Annotated in this window: 18 protein-coding genes and 1 pseudogene; 16 read left to right on the forward strand and 3 right to left on the reverse strand. The window is 24.1% G+C overall.

The features are described from left to right. Positions 1 to 4: 4 nt before the first annotated feature. Together MENTO_RS01530 and MENTO_RS01535 are read left to right on the forward strand one after the other, a co-directional pair. On the forward strand, positions 5 to 4,486 hold the full coding sequence (locus MENTO_RS01530; protein WP_099651127.1) for a PolC-type DNA polymerase III: 4,482 nt from the start codon (positions 5 to 7) through the stop codon (positions 4,484 to 4,486). A 22-nt stretch (positions 4,487 to 4,508) separates the two neighbouring features. Then, positions 4,509 to 5,135, forward strand: a complete 627-nt coding sequence (locus tag MENTO_RS01535; RefSeq protein WP_099651128.1) for an NAD(P)H-dependent oxidoreductase — start codon at positions 4,509 to 4,511, stop codon at positions 5,133 to 5,135. 271 nt (positions 5,136 to 5,406) lie between these two features. Here the strand turns inward: MENTO_RS01535 and MENTO_RS01540 are convergent, their stop codons facing one another. Continuing rightward, the gene (locus tag MENTO_RS01540; protein WP_099651129.1) at positions 5,407 to 6,144 is read right to left on the reverse strand and encodes a hypothetical protein; all 738 of its coding nucleotides are present in this window, start codon (positions 6,142 to 6,144) and stop codon (positions 5,407 to 5,409) included. Positions 6,145 to 6,152: 8 nt separating this feature from the next. Continuing rightward, positions 6,153 to 6,275 carry a hypothetical protein gene (locus tag MENTO_RS03960; protein WP_279626463.1) on the reverse strand — a complete coding sequence of 41 codons (123 nt, stop codon included), beginning with the start codon at positions 6,273 to 6,275 and terminating at the stop codon, positions 6,153 to 6,155. 563 nt (positions 6,276 to 6,838) lie between these two features. On the opposite strand from MENTO_RS03960, the gene MENTO_RS03810 reads away from it, so the two are divergent. The 10 genes from MENTO_RS03810 to MENTO_RS01590 all read left to right on the forward strand — a co-directional run bounded on the left by MENTO_RS03810 (position 6,839) and on the right by MENTO_RS01590 (position 17,566). Continuing rightward, on the forward strand, positions 6,839 to 7,108 hold the full coding sequence (locus MENTO_RS03810; protein ID WP_167372675.1) for a nitroreductase family protein: 270 nt from the start codon (positions 6,839 to 6,841) through the stop codon (positions 7,106 to 7,108). Positions 7,109 to 7,162: 54 nt separating this feature from the next. After that, positions 7,163 to 8,746 carry an SIR2 family protein gene (locus MENTO_RS01550; RefSeq protein ID WP_099651130.1) on the forward strand — a complete coding sequence of 528 codons (1,584 nt, stop codon included), beginning with the start codon at positions 7,163 to 7,165 and terminating at the stop codon, positions 8,744 to 8,746. A 35-nt stretch (positions 8,747 to 8,781) separates the two neighbouring features. Beyond that, the gene (locus tag MENTO_RS01555; protein ID WP_099651131.1) at positions 8,782 to 11,421 is read left to right on the forward strand and encodes a hypothetical protein; all 2,640 of its coding nucleotides are present in this window, start codon (positions 8,782 to 8,784) and stop codon (positions 11,419 to 11,421) included. 96 nt (positions 11,422 to 11,517) lie between these two features. Continuing rightward, on the forward strand, positions 11,518 to 12,012 hold the full coding sequence (rimP, locus tag MENTO_RS01560) for a ribosome maturation factor RimP (protein WP_099651132.1): 495 nt from the start codon (positions 11,518 to 11,520) through the stop codon (positions 12,010 to 12,012). A 9-nt stretch (positions 12,013 to 12,021) separates the two neighbouring features. Continuing rightward, positions 12,022 to 13,437, forward strand: a complete 1,416-nt coding sequence (nusA, locus tag MENTO_RS01565; protein WP_099651133.1) for a transcription termination factor NusA — start codon at positions 12,022 to 12,024, stop codon at positions 13,435 to 13,437. Further along, positions 13,379 to 13,687, forward strand: coding sequence for an RNase P modulator RnpM (gene rnpM / locus MENTO_RS01570; protein WP_407657518.1), 309 nt, complete (start codon positions 13,379 to 13,381; stop codon positions 13,685 to 13,687). Before nusA ends, rnpM begins: the two co-directional genes overlap by 59 nt. Next, positions 13,674 to 13,973, forward strand: a complete 300-nt coding sequence (locus tag MENTO_RS01575; protein WP_011183191.1) for a L7Ae/L30e/S12e/Gadd45 family ribosomal protein — start codon at positions 13,674 to 13,676, stop codon at positions 13,971 to 13,973. The genes rnpM and MENTO_RS01575 overlap by 14 nt, the downstream gene beginning before the upstream one ends. A gap of 18 nt (positions 13,974 to 13,991) precedes the next feature. After that, positions 13,992 to 15,881 (forward strand): translation initiation factor IF-2, encoded by a 1,890-nt coding sequence (gene infB / locus MENTO_RS01580; protein ID WP_099651135.1) that lies wholly within the window; start codon positions 13,992 to 13,994, stop codon positions 15,879 to 15,881. Between the two features lie 123 nt (positions 15,882 to 16,004). Further along, entirely contained in the window at positions 16,005 to 16,823 is an 819-nt protein-coding gene (locus MENTO_RS01585; protein ID WP_099651525.1) for a DNA-methyltransferase, read from the forward strand. Further along, positions 16,799 to 17,566 carry a DNA-methyltransferase gene (locus MENTO_RS01590; protein ID WP_099651136.1) on the forward strand — a complete coding sequence of 256 codons (768 nt, stop codon included), beginning with the start codon at positions 16,799 to 16,801 and terminating at the stop codon, positions 17,564 to 17,566. The genes MENTO_RS01585 and MENTO_RS01590 overlap by 25 nt, the downstream gene beginning before the upstream one ends. A 278-nt stretch (positions 17,567 to 17,844) precedes the next feature. On the opposite strand, the gene MENTO_RS01595 is transcribed toward MENTO_RS01590, so the two are convergent. Continuing rightward, positions 17,845 to 19,071: a hypothetical protein gene (locus tag MENTO_RS01595; protein WP_099651137.1), complete on the reverse strand. Its 1,227-nt coding sequence runs from the start codon at positions 19,069 to 19,071 to the stop codon at positions 17,845 to 17,847. 288 nt (positions 19,072 to 19,359) lie between these two features. Here MENTO_RS01595 and MENTO_RS03815 point away from each other — a divergent pair, with 288 nt between their 5' ends. From MENTO_RS03815 to MENTO_RS01610, 4 genes and pseudogenes are all read left to right on the forward strand, one after another. Beyond that, positions 19,360 to 19,569 carry a hypothetical protein gene (locus MENTO_RS03815; protein ID WP_167372677.1) on the forward strand — a complete coding sequence of 70 codons (210 nt, stop codon included), beginning with the start codon at positions 19,360 to 19,362 and terminating at the stop codon, positions 19,567 to 19,569. A gap of 218 nt (positions 19,570 to 19,787) precedes the next feature. Then, complete coding sequence (locus tag MENTO_RS03820) at positions 19,788 to 19,922, forward strand: DnaJ domain-containing protein (protein WP_407657519.1); 135 nt, start codon at positions 19,788 to 19,790, stop codon at positions 19,920 to 19,922. A gap of 39 nt (positions 19,923 to 19,961) precedes the next feature. After that, positions 19,962 to 20,494 (forward strand): annotated as a pseudogene (locus MENTO_RS03990) (translation initiation factor IF-2); the annotation flags it as partial. A 78-nt stretch (positions 20,495 to 20,572) separates the two neighbouring features. Beyond that, positions 20,573 to 22,705, forward strand: a complete 2,133-nt coding sequence (locus MENTO_RS01610) for an AAA family ATPase (RefSeq protein ID WP_099651138.1) — start codon at positions 20,573 to 20,575, stop codon at positions 22,703 to 22,705. Positions 22,706 to 22,711 lie beyond the last annotated feature (6 nt).

Below are 22,711 nucleotides of genomic sequence, written 5' to 3' on the forward strand. Positions count from 1 at the left end.
TTATATGTCAGACAATAAAGTATTAGAATTATTTCAAAAATTGAAGATTAACTTAAATGAAGGTGAGCTTTCATTTTTTGAACATTCTGAAATTGAAAAAGCTTCTATGAGTTCAACTAAAGGTAAGCTTAAATTGTCTTTAAAGATAAAAAACTTTTTACCAATTAGAGTTTTAAGTGAAATTCATTCAAAATGTGTAGGTGCTGAAGACTTAAAAATAAAATTAATTTTAAATGTTCAACAACAAAGAATAGACAAAGAAATACTTTGCGAATATATTGAATTCATTAAAAATGAAAAAGCTCAAAATAAAACAATTATCTGAAATTTTATTGACTCAGAGGGGTTTGATTATGATGTTGATGAAAATATTATTAAATTTGTTGTTGATTCTAATGAATTAAAAAATCAATTAACAATTGAAATGAACTATTGCTTGGCAAAATTATCTCAGTTTGGATTTAAAGATTTAAATTATGAAATTGAAGTTGAAGATAAAACCGAAGAATACATAAAACAATCACTTATAATTGAGCAACAAACTAAAGAACAGTATAAGCAATTTGCACCTGAACAAACTGAGAAATCTCAAAGTATTATTGTTTCTAGACAAAACTCACAAAAATGAAACCAATCATTAGATAAACCAAGTTATGAAACATTTGAAGATATTGAAGAAGATGCTCAAAATATTGTTTTACATGGTAAAGTTATGAGTATTGAAATTAGAGATTCTAAAGCAAATAATCGTAAAATATATTCAATCGGTTTGACAGATAACAACTCATCAATCAAATGTATTTATTTTGGTAAAGAAGACGAAAGAACAATTATGGATCCTTTAACTGAAGAAGAATTAACTTCAGACAGAATTGATGAAATACGAGCAAAAAGAATTGCTAAAGGTGATTGAATTGCTGTTAAAGGTAAAACATCATACTCACAATTTGATAGAGAGCAAAATTTCATTATTGATAAAATAGGTAAAATTTCTCGTTCTGAATCTACAGTTAAAGATGAAGCAGCAAAAAAACGTGTTGAACTTCATGTGCATACAAAAATGAGTGCTATGGATGGTGTTTCATCAATTCAAGACTATTTACAAATGGTTGATAAATGAAATTGAAAGGCTATCGCAGTAACTGATCATATTAATGTACAAACATTCCCTGATGCATATAATGAATTAAGAAAAATAAATAAAAATAAAGCTGATGAAGATAAACTTAAATTAATTTATGGGCTTGAAATGAATATGATTCAAAAAGAAGATTACTGAATTATTAAAAATCCTAAAGGCCAAAAAATCAGAGAATCTAAAATGGTTGTATTCGATTTAGAAACAACAGGATTATCACCAGAATTTAATGAAATTATCGAATTTGGTGCTGTTGTATTTGATCCAGTGACTGGAAAAACAACTAAACATGATTACTTATTTAAACCAAAAGAACCATTGAAACAATTCACAATTGATTTGACTAACATAACACCTGAAATGTTAGATAATAAAAAAAATATTGAAGATGATTTTGCCAAAATTTATGACTTAATTAAAGACAGTATATTAATTGCACATAATGCAAACTTCGACTTTAACTTCTTAAACGCACTTTCTAAACGTTTAGGTTATGGTGAATTAGAAAATACAGTAATTGATACTCTAACTCTTTCTAGAATTGTCAGACCTGCTTTAAAATCTCATAGACTTGGTGCTGTTTGTAAGAAATTTGGAATTTTATATGATGAACATGTTGCTCACCGTGCCGACTATGATGCTGATGTTTTAAATGACTTATTCTTTAAAATAATGGCTGAATTAAAACTAACAACTCCAATTATTTTTGATAATGATTTAATGAAGTTAGAACCTGAAAATGACAAAGAGAATGTTAACTTATTAAGATCACGTGGAGTTCATGTTAACGTGTTAGCTAAAAATCAACAAGGATTAAAAGATATATTTAAATTAGTTTCAATTTCGCACACTGATAACTTTTTTAACTCTCCTAAAGTATTTAAGGAAAAATTAAAAAAAATTAAAGAAAAAAATAATATTTTAATTGGTGCTGGGTGTGTTAACTCTGAAGTGTTTGAAATAGCTAGAATTGGAACTGATCAAAAACTTGAAGAAATTATGCCTTTCTATGACTATATTGAAATACAACCACTAAGTGTTTATAAAAATTTAATTAATGATAATCAATTAGAAGAAAACGAATTAATAAATGTAATTAATAAAATTATTAAATTAGCTAAAAAACATAATGTTATGTTAGTTGCAACTAGTGATGCTCACTATACAAGACCAGAATTAAAAAAAATTCGTGATGTTTATATTAATGCAAAAGGACTTGGTGGAAGTAGACACCCATTATTTAGTTTTAAAAATAAAAATAAATTAGTAGACTATCCTGATCAATATCTTAGAACAACAAATGAAATGCTAAAAGAATTTGCATGATTAAATGATGCAGCATTAGTTGATGAAATGGTAATTACAAATACAAATAAAATAGCTGATATGATCGATTCAAATATTGTAGTTATTAAAGATGGACTATTTACACCAAATATTGAAAATGTAGATACTCTATTAAAAAATAAGTGTTATGAAACTGCGCATGCAATGTATGGAGAAGTTTTACCTGAAATTGTTGAAGCACGTTTAGAAAAAGAATTAACATCAATTATTAAACATGGATTTGCTGTTGTTTATTGAATTTCTCACTTATTAGTTGAAAAATCTAATAATGACGGGTATCTTGTTGGTTCAAGAGGAAGTGTTGGTTCTTCATTTGTGGCAACAACTTCAAATATTACTGAGGTTAACCCATTAAAAGCACACTATAGATGTTTAAACTGTAAGTATTCAGATTTTAATACTCCAATTGAGATTAAATGTGGATATGATTTACCAGAACAAATTTGTCCAAAATGTAATCAAAAATTAATTGGAGATGGACATGATATTCCATTTGAAACTTTCTTAGGATTTGATGGAGATAAAGTTCCAGATATTGATTTAAACTTCTCTGGAGAATACCAACCAATTGCACATAACTTTACTAAAGAAATGTTTGGTGAAGATAATGTATTTAGAGCTGGAACAATCTCAACAGTTGCTGAAAAAACTGCTTTTGGATATGTAAAAGCATTTTATGAGGAAAATGGTGTATTAGAAGAAGATATGCCAAGAAAAATTGAAATCGAAAGACAAGCCAAATTAGTTGAAGGGGTAAAAAGAACAACAGGACAACACCCTGGAGGAATTATTATTTTACCTAAAGAGTTTGAAATAGAAGATTTTACACCAGTCAATTTCCCAGCTGATGATGCAACAAGTTCATGAAAGACAACTCACTTTGATTTCCACTCAATTCATGATAATTTATTAAAAATGGATATTTTAGGTCACGTCGACCCAACTGCATTAAGAATGCTTAAAGATTTAACGGGAGTTAATCCAATTAGTATTCCAACAAATGATCCAAAAGTATATTCATTATTTAGTGATTTATCTGCTTTAAATATTAAACCAGAGCAAATTAATGGAGAAAAAACTGGAGCCATTGGTTTACCAGAATTTGGTACAGGATTTGTTAGATCAATGTTAAGAGAAACAAAACCTAAAACATTTGCTGATTTAGTGCAAATTTCAGGACTATCACATGGTACTGATGTTTGATTAGGAAATGCTAGAGACTTAATTAAAAATGATATAGCTAACATTTCAACTGTTATTGGTTGTCGTGATGATATTATGGTTTATTTAATGGGACAAGGAATTGATGCAACTACTTCATTCAAAATAATGGAATCAGTGCGTAAAGGACAAGGATTAAGAAAAGAATGAAAAGAAATTATGTTAGCGCATAATGTTCCGGAATGATATATTGAATCATGTTTAAAAATTAAGTATATGTTCCCTAAAGCCCATGCTACTGCTTATGTATTAATGGCTTATCGAATTGCTTGATATAAAATTTATTATCCAGCTGAATACTATGCAACATTTTTAACTAATAGGGCTGATGCTTTTGATTTAAAAACGTTCTTAGGTGGTTATAATGGTGTTAAAGAAAAACTAGCAGAATTAGAATCAAGAAAAAACAGAAAAGATAAAATGACAACAAAAGAACTAGCTTTAATGCCAGTTCTAGAAATTGGATTAGAAATGTTTAGTCGTGGAATTAAAATGGCTAACTTAAACTTTGAAAAATCTTTAGCAGATAAGTATATTATTGAAAAAGATGAAACAACTGGTGAAGCTACACTATATCCTCCATTCTTAGTAATTGATTCACTTGGAGATGCTGTGGCTGATTCAATTATTAAAGCTAGAAGTGAAAGACCATTAACTAGTGTTAAAGATTTAACAATGCGAACAACTATTACTCAAACACAAATGAAAATATTTGAACAATTAAATGTGTTAGATACACTAGCACAAGATGAGCAATTAGAATTTGACTTTTTTAACTAAAAGATAGATTGAGAGAATGAATATGAAAAATTTAGCAGAATTAATGACACAAAGAAGAAGTGCTCGAGATTTTGATGTTAATTATGAAATACCTGAAGCAGATTTTAATGATATTATTCAAGCAATGAGAATGTCACCATCTTCGTATGGTATTTTAGGACAAAGATTATTAGTAATCAATCGTGGAGAAATGCGTGAGAAATTAGCACCATTTTTCTATAATCAATTAAACTATGTTAATGCATCAAAGTTTATTATTGTATTAGCAGCTAATCACAAAGGATTAAAAGACGCTACTACTCATACAATGGATTTAAAATTTGGTGACTCAGAAGCTAGAGCTGCTTATGAAGGAAATATTCATAAGGTTTTATTTAGTGGTAATTTAAGTGATGAAAGACTAGATAGTTATTCAAGTCAACAAACTTACATTACAACAGGAGTTGCTACAGTGGTGGCTGCTAGTTTAAATATAGATACTTGTATGATTGGTGGATTTAATGCAAAAGCTTTAGGTGAATACTTGATTCAAGAAGGTTTAATGTATGATTATGAGACACCATTCATTACAATGGCATTTGGTAAAAGTACAAAAATTAGTGGTGAAAAACTTAGATCTGAATTAAAAGATTTTGTGAAAGAAATTTAAGAATCGAAAGATTCTTTTTTATTTCAAGCCATAAATTGATAAAAGCATGAGTAAAAGTAAAGAAAAGCATATTTATATACAAAGGACTAAATTAAAACAAATATTAATAATTTAAAGTGAAATTATAGTTTCAGTATTTAAAAAGCAACACCTTGAGTCATTAATAGCACAAGGAGTTGCAATAAAAAATATAAAAAACAAAAATTATTTGACATCATATGTTGCACTTACGATTTTAATTTATGCAATTTAATTATATTTTAATAACTATTTATTTTTTTGCATTTTGCATCATATATTTAAAATTTTCAATCAAAATAAATTCTAGTTGTTCTAAAGCAATTTGTTTACCATTAACGAAAATAATGATTTCTTTTTTATCATAAATTCTGTGAATAAAATTTGCATTTGCTCTTAAGTAGTTTAAAAAAATTTCAAATTCTGATGCTGAGTTATTCAAAGCAGTTTTTTTAAGTTTCTTTTGAAATATTTTTTGATTAAGTTGGAAAGGTGAATTATAAACAGAAATTTTACCATCATTTTGATTAAGCAATTTAAAGTTTTGATATTGTGTTTTTTCACTTTTTTGAAAATTATCAACAAAATACTTGTGTGTTTGGTTTTTTGAGTGAAATTTTATTGATTTAATCTTATTTTTAAATCTAATGAAAATAACAATAATTAATGTTAAAGATATTAAATAAAGTACAGTTATTAATATCATATGAATTATAAAAAAATACTCAGAATTAGGTATTAAAAATGAATAACCTATGTAAGTAATTGAAGTCAAAAAAGCAGTTAAATAATAAACAATGAGTAATTTTCATTTTTCATTTTTTAAAAATAAAGGTAAATTATTTAATTCCAAAGAAGTTTTAAAATAATTGCAAACTCATTTATTTTTAACTTCTAAGTTGTAATGGTTTATAATTCATGCAGTAAAAGGTCATCCAAGACTTAATATCATGAAACTTAAACAAATTCAAATGTATATATCTCAAGTCATGGTAATCCTTAAAAGTTATTATAACTTATTCAAGCAGTTACTGCCCCTGCGCCACCAATAACTGAAATTATTGCTAGAAAGCATCAAGTTAGAATAGCAGATGTTTTAGTTAAACTAAGTATTTTTTTCATAACAAATATACGCCTTTCTTTTTAGATCACATTTTATTAAAATGGATTAAGTTAATTATAAGTTATAAATTTTCATAATCTATTAAAATTGATTATTTACTTAGCATCATAAAAAACTATTAAGCAGGTATAAGAAAAAAAAGGAAGAAAAGACAAAAAATGACTTAGTTTAAGAGAAACTACTACTCAAACAGAATTAAAAATATTTAAACAATTAAATGTGTTAGATACACTTGCAAAAGATAACAATTAGAATTTAACTTTTTAATTAAAAGATAGATTGAAAGAAAGAATATGAAAAATTTAGCAGAATTAATGAGAGAAAAGAGAAGTTCTTGAGATTTTGTTGTTTGTTATGAAATAGATATTATCCAAGCAATGAAAATGTAACCATCTTCATATGGTATTTAGGTGGTAAAGATTATTAATAATCCAATCTTAGATAAATGTTTAAGAAATTAGTACCATTCTTTTATAATCAATTAAACTATGTTAATGCAACAAAAATTTATTATTGTATTAGCAGCTAATCACAAAGTTTAAAAACCGCTACTACTCATACAATGGATTTAAAATTTGGTGACTCAGAAACTAGAGTTGCAAATAAACTTCCTATCATACACATTGTAGCTCCAGTGGTGGCTGCTAGTTTAGATATAGATACTTGTATGATTGGTGGATTTAATGCAAAAGTTTTAGGTGAATACTTGATTCAAGAAGGTTTAATGTATAATTATGAAACACCATTCATTACAATTGCATTTGGTAAAAGTACAAAAATCAGTGGTGAAAAACTTAGATCTGAATTAAAAGATTTTGTGAAAGAAATTTAAGAATCAAAAGATTCTTTTTTTATTTAGATTTATAATTAAAACAAGAGGATGTATATGAAGACTATTCAAGAAAATGATTTGTTAACTTTATTTAATTTAATTAGTGAAATTGAGAATAAAAATGCAATTGCTTTTTTGGGTGCGGGTTTTTCCTATAATTTTTCTATAAATAATTGAAAAAATTTTATTTTAGAATTAAATTCAGAATTTGAATTTTATTTTAAAAATAATATTTCATTATATGAATTGGAAAAAAATGAAATATTAGATAATTTAAAAAAGCTTAGTGAAGCTATAAAAAGAGACGAAATTAAATTAGATTTTGCTCTTGATTTACTTTTTAATATAGTTAAATTTGATCAAATAAATGAGAACAGCAAAGAATATGGTTCAAAAATTAAAATAATAAAAGAGCAGTATAAGAAAAATTTTTTAGTTGATTCAAATTTTTTTATTAAAAATGGAACTTCAAATGCTGATTTATTAGATGATTTTACGAAAAAAATAAGCAGAGTAATAACAACTAATTATGATAACTTGTTATTATGAAAATATCCAATTGAATCACAACAAAAAATATTGTTAAATCAAACAATAAAAACTGAAGAAATAGTTTTAAAAGACTCCTTTTTTTTGCCCATTCATGGAAATGTTATACATGATTATATAATTTCAAAAGCAGATATGGAATTGAATCCATGAAAAGAAAAAGAATTTTTCCCTATAATAGATTCATTTTCTAGTTTTAAGAAAAATTATAGTTCTAACAAAAGTAAACAAGTGAGAACTATTAAAGCAGTATTTGAAAATGTAATGAAGTCAGATAATAACGATGTTATTTTCTTTTTTGGATATAGTTTTGATGATTATTTTGTTTCTTCAGAACTAAATAAAATACTTTTAAAGTATAAAAACAAAAAATATACTAAAACAAAAATATATATATTTTATGATGATTTTGAAAGAAAACTTTTTAATGGTTTAAAAATAAATTTCAAGGGAAAAATATGCGAAATAAATAGTTTTTATAAAAAATTAGATTTTGACTTTGTAGAGTACATTAATTTAGACTCAATAAACAAATTTATGAGAACTAAAAAATCTAAGTATGAAAAGCATTATATTAAATTGGAAGAAGAAATTAAAAATAAGCAAAAAGATATATTTGAAATTTGTGGAGAAAAAAATTATTTGAATATAATTTTTGAGTTTTTTAAAAATTCTGAAAACTACGCTAATATTAGATTTTCATATTATGACACTATTTTAGATTATATAAAAGGTTTTTATGTTAAAGTTAATGAAAAATTAATGCAAATAAATAAAATAATTGATAGTGAAATTAGCAATGAAAAGAAATTATGGAAAAAAGCTTTTATGTATATCTTTTTCTATCGAAATATTTTAAAATATGATTCCTTAAAAACATTAGATATATTAAAGAATAGTATTAATAAAAAACTTATTTACATTTATATTTACGCTTTAATGTATTATGAAAATGAAATATATTCAGATGATAAAGAATATAAAATAATTTTGGATGAATTTTTAAAATATAAAACTATTGTTGAAAACACAAAAAATGATATTGAATTATTTAATGAAATTTTTTTAGTAACTCAGTTTTCAAAATAGGAAATTAATGAATTTAACTAACAAGGAGAATTAGAATGAGACTAGAAGATCTACATTGTTTAAAAGAAAATAAAGTTAAAAATATACTAAGGTTAAAAATAGAATTAGAAAAAGGAATTAATAGTTCTGACTGAAATAATGAAATAAGACAAGCTATAAAATATATAGATGATAATTTAAATTCTTTTTTGAAGGAAGTGGAAAGAGAAGAAATAGTTTATATATTTTGCATATGAAATTTATTGGAAATTTATAAAAAAATAAATAAAGATTTAAAGCTTGAACTATTATATAGATTTATAATTTTACTTGAAAAAAAAGTTATAAATTTTTTTGATGAAAATTTATTCAATAAATATTTAAATGCTTTCTTTGCAATTGACAAAAAAATATTATTTAAAAAAGTTAATAATAATTATGTTGAAATTGAATTCAAAAATTTTTCAAATCAAGCATCTTTAGACTGATTTGAACAAAAAGAAAAAATAATTTGATTAATTAATAAGTTTAAAAATGATAATGATCTTATTTTGTATTCAAATGATTTTAATTATGATTTTTCAATATATCCAAAAAATCTTAAAACACCTATTGATGTTTTGTTATATTATTTTTTAAATAATAATGAAGAAAAAAGTTGTATAAAATTATCTAAAAGTTTGAAAAATGGATATGATAAAAGATTTAGTATGCAAGTATTAAACAAATTTTTTTCAAAAGAATTATTGGAGTATTATAAAGAAAGATTTCAATATGAAAAATATATTGTTAAATGAATACCTTTTATATTAGTTAATAAAACAGTTTCAACTGTTAATGATTTATGAAAAGTAATTGATGAAAACTGTAGAGTTCAAAATTTAGAAAATGATTATACTTTTTTATATATTGAGATTTTTCGTTTTTATAATAAGAAAATTAGTGAAAAAAACTTTAAAATTTTGATAGAACAAAATAAAATTGTTAATAATATATATAAGCAAGAGTTAGAAAAGAAAAATAGTTACAATTATCTGAGGTTAGTAGATGAAAACTTCTATGACAGAAGCTTTTTAAATTTGGATAATACAGTTACTTTTTCTACACAAAATGTTAAGGATGTATATGAAAAGGAAGCAAATTTTATAAAAAATGCTGATAGAAAAAAAAAGGCATTAATATTTGCATTAAAGGCAAAAGAAATCTTAAATGAAGAAATGTATTTTATTGGCAACTTAATGGAACAAATCTGAATACAAAAAGAAAATTTCGAAGAAATTATTTTTGATATTATTGGCTTAACAAAAAGTAATTCAAAAGAACTTAGTGAAATGTTTTTTGATGTAAACGAAAATGAAATTGAATGGGTTCAAAAAAATATATTTTTAATAACTTCATTATTAAAAGATGTTGTTAACTCAAAAATTATAAATAATAATTTAATTGAATACCTTGCTTTGTTAGATGAAAAAAAGGAAGAAGTAGATGAAGTTAATTTTAAGGTTTTTTTAGGTAAACTCAATGATTTTTTTATTATCAAATATAAGTACTCAGAACATGAAAAATCAAAATACATTTTTAATTATATTTCTGATGATTTTGTTAGAAAAATAGACCAAATGTTTTGTAATACTAAAATTAAAAAAACAATTACAGTAGAAGAAAAGATTTTAAATATTAAAAATGTATATATAGAAAATTATAATAATTTAAATGAATTACATAAGTATGAAGCAAATTGTAAAAATAATATATTAATTTTTGCAATTTTATTTGAAAGCATGAGATTTGAAGGCAGTGATATACACATTTTTAATATGAGAGGTTTTATGTTAAATTCTGGCACTCAAAAAATGCAAAAATATTATTTAGAAAAAATAAAGGAAACTGATAAGGATATGGCCTTACTGTTTATAATTTTTAACTTAGTTTGATTTTCATACTGAAGAAATGGAAAATTTTTAATTGATGTTTCAGAAAAAATGATAGGGTCTGATTTTTTAATTGAACAAATAGAAAAGAGAAAAGAAAAAATTGTTCAATTTACAAAAGATGATTTACATAAAAAATTGAATGAAAAATTTAAAGCAAGTTACATATTTGATTTTTCTTTAATAGGAATGCTTAATATATTTATTTCTTCGTATTGATTTTTTAGTAAGAAACAAGTTTCTCAAGAGTCATTAATGATTTTTTTAAATCAGAAAAATCAACTTAACACTATGAATTGTTTAATCCATCTATTTCATGGATTTGATTATTTAATTAATGAAAAAAAATTTAATAAAATGTGACAATTTATCACTTCGACAGAAAAACCAATAAAAAAGATGTTACAAATTTCATTAAGATCAGATTTAGATACTAATAACTGATTAAAAGAAAAAGAATTGGAAGATATGTGAAATTATATAGATAAAGATTCTAAAACAAATTGATTTTTATACGAACAAAAGTATTTAAATGAAATAAATAATAAAATATTTTTATTTCAATATTTTTTAATCTTTGAGGACATTAAAAAATATAACCCAAAAATAAGGATATCAAAAAGTGCATATGATTTAATAAACGACGAAAATTTTTCATTTGTTAACTATAATAAAGTCTACATATTTATAGAAAAATGAAAAATAAAAAAAGAATTTGAAACACTTAAGTCAAATATTGAAATATTGGAAAAAATAAACTTTTAGTATTTTAGTAATTTTATTTGCTATAATATAAATAACAATATGAAACAGCAAGACTTATCGGTCTTGCTTTCTTATTGATTTGAAAGGAGATTTTAAGTGAAAAATTTTGCATCTATCAAAGATGAAATCCAAAAGATTGCTGAATCAATTTTAAAGGAACACAACTTACAAATATATGAAATAAATAATTTCTTTGATTTTGAAAGTGATGTTTTGCAAATCTTAGTTGAAGATATAACTGAACCAAACAAAGCTTTAGACTTTGATTCAATTATTTCAAGTAATGAAAAATTATCTGATGCTTTAGAAAACTTTCCAGGATTAAGTGAACCTTATATGTTAGAAGTAGCTAGTGCTGGAATTGAAAAACCAATTAGAAGTAAAGATGAATTGATCAAAGCTGTTAACAGTTATATTCATGTTGAATTAAATCAAGAAAAAAATGCAAGTAGTCAAATAGAAGGTATTTTATTAGATTTTGATGTAGACAAAGATACATTTAGAATCACCTACTTTTTAAAAGGTCAAAAGAAAAAAGTTGACTTTAAATATGAACAAGTAAAGTTTGCAAGATATGCAGTTAAATTTTAAGGAGAAAATATGGTAAACGGAGCACAAATATTAGAAGCATTAGCTTCATTAGAAAGTGAAAAAAGCATTAGCAAAGAAATTGCTATTGAAGGAATTAAAGAAGGATTTCAAAAAGCTTATGAAAGATTTTTTGATACAGAAGCTATAGTTAAAACTGAAATTAATGAACAAACAGGATTAATCAACTTGTTTCAAGAATTAATGGTAGTGGCTACAGATGATGAAATCGAAGATGATTGATTAGAAATTGTTTTAGAAGATGCTTTAAAAATCAATAAAGAAGCAAAAGTTGGAGATAAAGTATACAAACCAATTGATTTTGATGAAGAATTCTCAAGAGTAGCAGTTGGACAAGTAAGACAAATCTTCCAACAAAAAATTAGAGCTACTGAAAGAGCAATGATTTATGAAAAATTCATTGAATTAGAAGGTGAAATTGTTAGAGGAAAAATTGTTGGAATGAACGATCAAGGAACTTCATACATTTTAGATATTGATGGAGTACATACTTCATTATGAAACCAAAAAACAATTAACAAAGAAGAATTTGTTGTTAACGAATTAGTTGATGTTTTATTAGAAGAAGTTGCAAGAGAAAATAAATACTCACAATTGGTTGTTTCAAGAGTAGCACCTAAATTCTTAGCTAAATTAGTTGAAAAAGAAGTTAGCGAAGTTGCTCAAGGAATAGTTGAAGTAATGTCAGTTTCAAGAGAGCCAGGTAAACGTGCAAAAATTGCTGTTTTATCACATGATGAAGATGTAGAACCAATTGGAGCTATTGTTGGAGTTAAAGGTTCAAGAATCAATAACATTTCAAAAGAATTAAGAGGAGAAAAAATTGATGTTGTTAAATGAGATGATGAAATCATTCCATTTATTATTAACGCAATGGCACCTGTTAAAGTTATTTCTGTAAATGAAGTTGAAGGTGAATTTGATATTGTAGTACCTAACCAACAATTATCATTAGCTATTGGTAAAGGTGGAATGGCTGCTAAATTAGTTGCTAACTTATTAAAACGTCGTATTAACATTTACAGTTTAGAAAATGCTATTACTGACAACATGGATGTTTTATGAAATGGAAACATTACAGAAGAAGAAGTAAACAACCCAGACTTTATTAACGAAGTAAATAAACGTAAAATCAACTCTCAAACAGTTAAACCAGAATACCATAAAAATTCATTCAGAAATGCACAAGCAAATAATGAAGAAGAATTAATGAGTTTCCAAGCTGAAGTTGAAGAAGAATACAACCAAGTTGAAGAGTTAATTGAAGAAACAAACGCAGTTGTTGAAGAAAATAAAGATTTAGAATCAATTCAATCTGAATTAGAATCATTTAATGATATTTTAAATGATGAAGATGAAGAATATTTTGAAGAAGACGAATACGAAGACTTATATGATCAAGAGTAATCTAAGAAAAGATGTCGTTAGTAAAGAAATGTTAGACAAATCAGAACTAATTAGAGTTGTTTTGAATAAAAACAATGAAATTTTTATTGATTTAACTTATAAAGCAGATGGACGTGGAGTTTATGTTAAAAAAGATTTAAACTCAATTAAAATCGCTAAACAAAAAAACCTTTTAAGCAGAGGATTAAAAACAAAAGTAGATTTAAGTATTTATGATGAATTAGAAAAGTTATTTAATGAACAAAACTAAATTATTAAATGCTATTGGATTAGCTTATAACTCTGCTAAATTAATTAAAGGTGAAAAATTATTAGATTCAATTAAAAGAAACAAAGTAAAATTTGTTATTCTATCAACAGATATGGGTGCTAGTCAAAAAAAGAAATTCAGTGATAAATGTAAATTTTATAATATTGAATTTATTGATGATGTATTAACTGTTGATGAAATTTCACAAGCGTGTGGATCTACCACAATTGTAGCGATTGGTGTTAATGATATTAATATTATTAAATTAATTAAAAACAATTTATAGAAGAAAGGGGATTTTTACATGGCTAAAAATATAAAAACAAATAAAAAACCACAACAAGTAAACAAAAAAGAAATGTCTAAACAACATGCTAAACAAATTAAGCAACAATTAAATGAAACAGTTGCAACTGGAATCATTGATGGGGTGTTTGTTTATACTGAAGCTTTAAGCATTGCTGATTTTGCTAACCAAATTGGGAAAAGTGTTGCTGAAATACTTAAATATTTCTTTGCACAAGGACTAATGTTAAATCAAAATGTTGTGTTATCAGAAGAACAAATGGCTGAACTTGCTTTAGAGTTTGGTTTTGACTTTAGAAAAGAAGAATCTTTAACTAAAGAAAACTTCTTTGAAGCATTAGATGCTAGTGAAGAAGATAAACCAGAAGATTTAGAACATAGAGCACCAATTGTAACAATTATGGGTCACGTTGACCATGGTAAAACTACTTTATTAGACTCTATCAAAAACACAAATGTTGTTGGTGGAGAAGCTGGAGGAATTACTCAAGCAATTGGAGCTTACCAAGTTAAAAACAAAGATGGTAAAAAAATAACATTTATTGATACTCCAGGTCACGAAGCATTTTCAGAAATGCGTAGTCGTGGAGCTAATGTAACTGATATTGTTATTTTAATTGTTGCTGCTGATGATGGGGTTATGCCTCAAACAGAAGAAGCAATTGATCATGCTAAGTTAGCAAATGTACCAATTATTGTATTTATTAATAAATGTGATAAACCAGGAGCAGATCCTGAACGTGTTAAAGCTGAATTAATGAAATATGAAATAGTAGCTGAAGAATATGGTGGAGATATTCCATTTGTTCAAGGTAGTGCTAAACAAAAGATTGGTTTAGACCAATTAGAAGAAACTATTTTATTAATTGCTGAAATGCAAGATTATAAAGCAAATCCAAACAAATTAGCTAAAGGGGTTGTTATTGAAGCTCACTTAGATAAAGCAAAAGGACCAGTAGCTTCTATTCTTGTTAAAGAAGGTACTTTAGATATTAGAGATATGATTATTGCAGGAACTACATATGGAAATATTAAACATATGGAAGATGAACATAATAAAAAAGTATTAAAAGCAGGACCAAGTAAACCAGTTGTTGTTTATGGGTTAAATGAAGTTCCAAGTGCTGGAGATAAATTCATTGTTATGAATGATGAAAAAATGGCTAGAACTATTGCTGAAGCACAAGCTGAAAAGAAATTAGCAGCTGAACGTCAATCAAATCAAATCTTTAGTTTAGATTCAATTAAAAAACATATTGATGATGGAGAATTAAAAGCAATTAACTTAATTGTTAAAGCTGATACTCAAGGTTCAGTTGAAGCACTTAAAGGAAGTTTAACTAAAATTGATATTCCTGGTGTTAAATTAAACATTATTAGAGCTTCAGTTGGAACTATTACATTAAGTGATGTTACTTTAGCTTCAACTGTAACTGATGGAATTGTATTAATCTATGGATTTAATGTAAGACCAGATGCAGTTGTACGTAAAAAAGCTGAAGAAGAAGGTATTGAAATTCGTTTACATAACATTATTTATAAAGTAATTGAAGAATTAGAAGATGCAGCTAAAGGGATGTTAGATCCAGAATACAAAGAAGTAGTTACTGGATCAGCTGAAATTAGAGCAACATTCAAACACTCTGACATCGGAACAATTGGTGGGTTCCATATTGTTGATGGAAGTATTGAACGTAAATCTAAAGTTCGTATTATTAGAAATGGTATTGTTATTTATACTGGAGAATTAGCAACTTTAAAACATCTAAAAGATGATATTAAAGAAGCTAAAATCAACTCAGAAGGTGGATTAACAATCAAAAACTTTAATGATATCAAAGAAGGCGATATTGTTGAAGCATATAAGGAAGAAGAAGTTAAGAAGTAGAGTTTTTATACTCTATTTTTTGCTTTTATCAGTTAATAAAAAAGCTTATTTTATGTTATAATAATTTTTAGTAAAGGTTGAGATTAAATGGAAAAAATAATTTATTATAAAAGTAGTTCAAATATGAAAGAAGTAGAAGATTGTTCGATAGATTTAATTATTACATCTCCTCCTTATTTCAATGTAAAAGATTATTCAAAGGATGGTCGACAAGAAGAAAATCATTCTAAAAGAAAAAGAAATGATGTTTCTAATACTGCTATTTATGATAATTACATAAATTCAATGTTAAAAATTTGAAAAGAATGCAGCAGAGTATTGAAACCTAATGGAAAACTTTGTATAAATGTTCCTTTGATGCCTATGTTAAAAAAAGAATATAATACACATTATAATAGACATATATTTGATTTAAATAGCGATATACAAAACTCAATTTTAAAAAATTTAAAAGATATTTATTTAATGGATTTATATATATGAAATAGAACAAATTCTACAAAAAAATTGATGTTTGGTAGTTACCCAAATCCTGGAAATTTATATGCTCAAAATACAACTGAATTTATAGCTATATATGTTAAAGATGGAAAAAATGAGCAAATCAAAAAAAATAAGAATGAGAGTAAAATTACAAAGGAAGAGTGAATTGAATATACTAAGCAAATTTGGAATATACCTATTCCTAATAAAAAAGATAAAGCATTTGGTAAACATAGCGCAATAATGCCAGAAGAAATACCTTACAGATTAATAAAAATGTTTTCTAATATTGGCGATGTTATTTTGGATCCATTTACAGGATCAGGAACAACTGGCAAAGTTGCTTTATCAGTAGGAAGAAAATTTATAGGTTATGAATTATATGAAAATTATAAAGAGGTTATAGAAGAAAAATTAGAGATGGGAGAAATCGAATGGAATATAAAAAAAATCAAATAGTAAAAGGTGATGTTTTTAAACATTTAAAAAAAATTGATTTTAAGTTTGATTTAATTATTTCAGATCCACCTTATAATCAAATAAATGAAAAGTGAGATATTTTTAAAAGTGAAAAAGAATTTTTTGATTTCACATTTGCTTGAATTGATTTAGCTATAGAAAAATTAAGTGAAAATGGTCAAATATATATATTTAATAATCAATATAATTCGATAAAAATAGCAAACTACTTATTAACTAAAGGCTTAAAATTTCAAAATTGGATTGTTTGAAATAAAAAAGATGGTTTTTCAGTTTCCAAAAAAAAATTTGTATCTAACCAAGAGGTTATTCTATTTTTTAGTAAATCTGAAAAATTTAAATTTAATTATGATGAAATAAGGATACCTTATGAATCATTAGAAAGAATTGAGCATGCAAATAAAAAGGGTATTTTAAAAAATGGTAAAAGATGATTTCCAAATCCAAATGGAAAAATGTGTACAGATGTTTGGGAATTTTCTTCAGAAAGACACAATAAAAAAGTAAATGGTAAAGTTGTAAAAATGTTACATCCAACTCCAAAACCTGAAAAACTAATAGAAAGAATTATTCTGGCTAGTTCTGATGAAAATGATTTAATTTTAGATTTATTTGCAGGAACTGGAACAACATCTTTCATTGCTAAAAAATATAATAGACAATATATTGCTATTGAAAAAGAAAATAATTACGTTTCTATAATTAAGGAAAGACTTAAATAATCATATTTTATTTGTATAAAATTAATTGAATAATTATATTAAAACAATTTTTATAATGATATTTAATAATAATTTTGAAACTTCAGTCAATTCTAATAACTAACATTTTAACTAAATAAAATAAAATATCATTATAAATTGAAAATAAAAGTATGCTTAAAATATATATTATTTTTATATTATAAATCTAATATTTTATATTGTATTAAAAATAACTCCATTATGACTTGATAAGGAGTTATTTTTTAATTTCTTTGTTATTTATATTTAATTTTAAATTATATATTGTATTTTTTTGAAAGATATTTATTGTATTGAATTGTACCTTCAATAAGTTCATCATTAATAAGTAAATTATTACCATTAATTAATTCTAAATTATCACCATCTGCTGCATACATATTAAGTTTTTCATTTTTTTTCGATAAAAACATGTATTTATTTTGTAAACTTGTTTTTATTCTATGTGTATTTGCATCTATATAGACCAAATTTCTTCAATTATCTATTTCTATATACTCATTATAGTTACTTATTAATGAAAAAGGTATAACATGGTCTAATTCAAAACCAATTTGCTTTTTAATATTATGCTCGTTGAAATAATTTTCCTTAGTTGACATAGATCTCGCAAATTTTATTTGATTTCTATCAATTTTTTTAAAATTAAATTCAATACTATTTAATTTATTATTAAATTGAAAAAGAGCAAAGCCTTTTAATATTGAAAAAATTTCCTGTGCTTCATTTTTTCAATTATTATAATCTTTTTTGTATATTTTTTTCACATTTTTATCTGGTGTCCCTATTTTTTTAAGATCTTCAAATAATATATTTTTTTCACTTTTTGCTATTTTTCTATACTCTATAATCAAATTTACTAAATAATTATTATCAATTTTTTTACCTTTGTAATCAAAATCAAATCAAGTTACAAACAAAAAGAATTCATCAAAAGTCATATAATTCAAATTAGGATTAGATATAAGATCAAATATGCATTTTAATAAATTAGATAAAGAAAGTTCTATTTTTTTCTTTAAAAGTATTTCTAGACTTATGTCTGAATTATCATATTTAAGAAAAAAATCGCTATTAATTTTAAAATAATGTGCAACGCATTTTTTATATGGGTTTAATTTATTTTTATTTTGATCAAATCTATCAATTACCTCTAATCGTGCAAGATCTACAAGTAAATTTTTTTTAATAGCCATAGCGCTGCCTTGAGAAATAGCTTCATTTATTAATTTAACAAAAAGCTCATATTCAGGAAATTCATGCAACTTAAAACCATTAGGTTTATTTTTCTTATTGTATTCATCGCCTCTGGGAATTTCAATAAATTCTTTATTTATCTTTTTATATGAGTCATATATAGCCTTTATTTTATCTGTTGTTATTCTATTATGTTGAAATAAATGCATTCCTCTATAATCTTTTGAAGAAATTCTATATTCTAAGAAATTTTTAACGTCTTTATAATTATTACTTAGTCTTAACATTTTCTGCTCCCTTTATTATTTTTTTATAAGGTAATTTTATAATAAAAAATAAATAATTTATAAATTACATTTTTAAAAATATCATTTATTATGAATTCTTATGTCTTAAAAACTAAAAACTACATAATTTAAAGGTCCTAAAGTTTCTATATCACAGGATAATTTTTTATTTTATAACTTAATAATATTAATAAATGATAATGTATTAATAAAAAGAAACTAAGATTTTTTCATAATAATTTAATTTTTATTAATAACTTAAAAATACAAGAGCAACTTAAAGTAGAGTTGCTTTTTCTTTATGAACGCTTTTCAAATAAGACTATTAATTTAATTAATAAGTTATCATTTAAAATACAAAATATTGAAAACAACATTAATCAATTCACAGATATTGATTTTTCATCAAATATTTACAATGAATTTAAATTAAAAGTTCTAATGAATCAAGATATCATTGAAAACAAAATAGAATCAATTGATGAAAATTTTAAATAAATTGATTTAAAAAAACTTGGACAGTTAATTAATGAAATCATTTATAAATTAAATGAAAATTAAATTTTAACTATCAAGAAACTAAAACAATTTATATTAGCAACATATGAAATTGATTTTGAAACAATCGAAATCAATTTTTCTAAAAACAAAAATAAGTTTGAATACTTTTCACATATGAATATATTAGGTTCTAATTCAAATGCTGACATGAAATACTGGGAATTAGTCTAAATGCTTCAGATATGCAAATAAAACAAGCTTATAAAACAATAGCGAAGAAAGTATATGCAGATAATAATAAAGACCCAGAAGCTCATGAAATGATGAAACAAATAAATAAAAACATATAATATATTAAAAGGTAAAAAAATAGTGAATAGTGAAATAAGAAAATTAATATTAACAATTGATTTTTTATTAGGATTGGAACTATTACATTAAGTGATGTTACTTTAGCTTCAACTTTAACTGATGGGTTGTATTAATCTATGGATTTAATGTAAGACCTGATGCAGTTGTAGGTAAAAAAGCTGAAGAATAAGGTATTGAAATTCGTTTACATAACATTATTTACAAAGTTATTGAAGTATTAGAAGATGCAGCTAAAGGGATGTTAGATCCAGAATACAAAGAAGTAGTTACAGGATCAGCTGAAATTAGAGCAACATTCAAGTACTCTGACATCGGAACAATTGGTGGATTACATATTGTTGATGGAAGTATTGAACGTAAATCTAAAGTTCGTATTATTAGAAATGGTATTGTTATTTATACTGGAGAATTAGCAACTTTAAAAAATTTAAAAGATGATATTAAAGAAGCTAAAATCAACTCAGAAGGTGGATTAACAATCAAAAACTTTAATGATATCAAAGAAGGCGATATTGTTGAAGGGTATAAGGAAGAAGAAGTTAAGAAATAATCAGAAAACTGTTTTTCTATAATTTAAGAATTTAATAGTTAAAAATGGTAAAATTTTAATAATAAGTGAGGTTAGATAATGATTGTCACAAAAGTTAAAAATTTAAATAAAAAATCTTTTAAAGAATACAGTGGACCAATTACAGAATTCAATGAAGTTAATATTATATTTGGATACAATGGTAAGGGTAAGACTTCTTTGGCAACAGGAATAATTGAAGAAGTTTTAAAAGGCAATGTTAATGATATTAAAAATTACAGATTTTTTAATCAAAAATATGTAACTGAAAATCTTCTACTAAGTCAAAGTGATGAATCAAAAATAAAAGGTGTTACTGCCAATTTTGGAAAAACACTCATTGATATAGAAAAAAATATAGAAGAAACAGAAAATTTAATTGTTAATATTGAACCTTTTTTAAAAAATAAAAAAAATTTAGAAGCAGAAATTGAAGAGGAAATAAATGAAATTTTCAAAACAAAAAAAGGTAATACAAAGATTAATAAAATTAAATATGAAAATATTTATGATTTAATAAATATTTATGAAAATTTTATAGAAGATGCTTTAAAAATAGAACATTCGAAAGAAAGACTTTTGAAAATCGAAGGTAGTGATTCTTTAGAAAAAGAATTACAACAAAAAGAAATGTTAATTATTCCAGAACTTAACTATATATCAAGCAAAAAAATTGAAAAGGCTTCAAATATTTTTCAAAAAAATTTTGTTCAGAATCATATTCCTTCATATAAAATTATACAGTGATTAAATGATGGACTTGAACTACACAAAGAACATAAAAAATGTGAGTTTTGCGGAAGTATCATAAATTTAGAAGATATAAAATTTAGGATAGAAAAGTATAACTTAGATGATAAACAAAAATCTAAAGCTTTTTTATTTGTATTAAATAAAGAGTTAAATGAGTTTAATAATCAACTAGAAATTGTTAAGAAAAATCAAAAAACAATTCAATTCTCATTAAAAGCAAATTTATCAAATGATTTTGATACAATTTCTTTAAATCATGAAATTATATCATTTTTTATAAAAACAATTAATGAAAAGATTAATAACATAGCGATGAAAGTTACTTTTGAATCAGAAAAATTACTTAAGGTTATTGATTCTTCGATAGCTAGTTTTAAAAATATTCAAAATTCAAAAGAAAATGAAATAAATTTAATGAATAAAATGATAAAAAAAACAAGCCTATTAATAAAAGGATCCGTAGGTTTGGAAATAAGAAATAATTCATTAATTAATAAAAAAATGCGGTTATTAAATGAAATACAAAGCAAAATAGTTAATATAGAAAAAGAAAATAAAACTTATTTTGAAAAGATTAATATCCTTAGAAATAGTAAAACAAATAAAACAGATTTTGCTGAACACTTAAGTCAAATTTTAGAAAACTTAGAAATAAATTTACAATTAGTGCTTATTGAAGGCGATTATTTATTGAAACATTCAATGTCAGATTCTATTTTAACATTAAGCGATATTAGTGAAGGAGAAAAGAATTTGCTAGGATTACTTTATTTTTACTATGAATTGTTTATTGATAAAGAACAAAACAATTTAAAAAGTGAGATTGATATTATAGTTATTGATGATCCAATATCAAGTATTGATGATTCAAACAAAATGTATATATTAAGCTTATTGAAAGATTTAATAACTAAAAAAATAAATAAAAAGTTTCAATTATTTATTTTAACTCATGTTTGAGACGATTTTTGTAATTTATCATATAGTAGTAATAATAATAAAAAAATTTCATTATTTGAAATTAAGAAGAATCAAGTGACAAGTTATATTGAAGAAATTAGAACAATTGAGTCTCCGTATAAACAACAATTTAAGGAAATTTATAATTTTTCAAAAAATGGTAAATTAGAAGAAATGTCTGATTGCGAAATGTATCACTATCCAAATGCTATGAGAAAAATCCTTGAAGAGTTTTTGAATTTTAAGTGTTCTAAAGAAATAAAAGCAACGCAGGGTAACATAAATACTATTAGTAAAGTTTTATGTGGAGAAAATATTTCAAATAACGATAGAAAAAAAATAAGTGTTCTATTGAATGTTTGTAATATACTTTCGCACAAAATTTCAAGGCATCCAAAAGAAATATTGGACTCAGCAAAGTTTTTAATGAGTAAAATAAAAATAACTGATAAGTTACACTATGATTCAAATAAAACATAAATTTTA

The organism is Mesoplasma entomophilum, from assembly GCF_002804125.1.
Classification (GTDB): domain Bacteria; phylum Bacillota_I; class Bacilli_A; order Mycoplasmatales; family Mycoplasmataceae; genus Mesoplasma; species Mesoplasma entomophilum.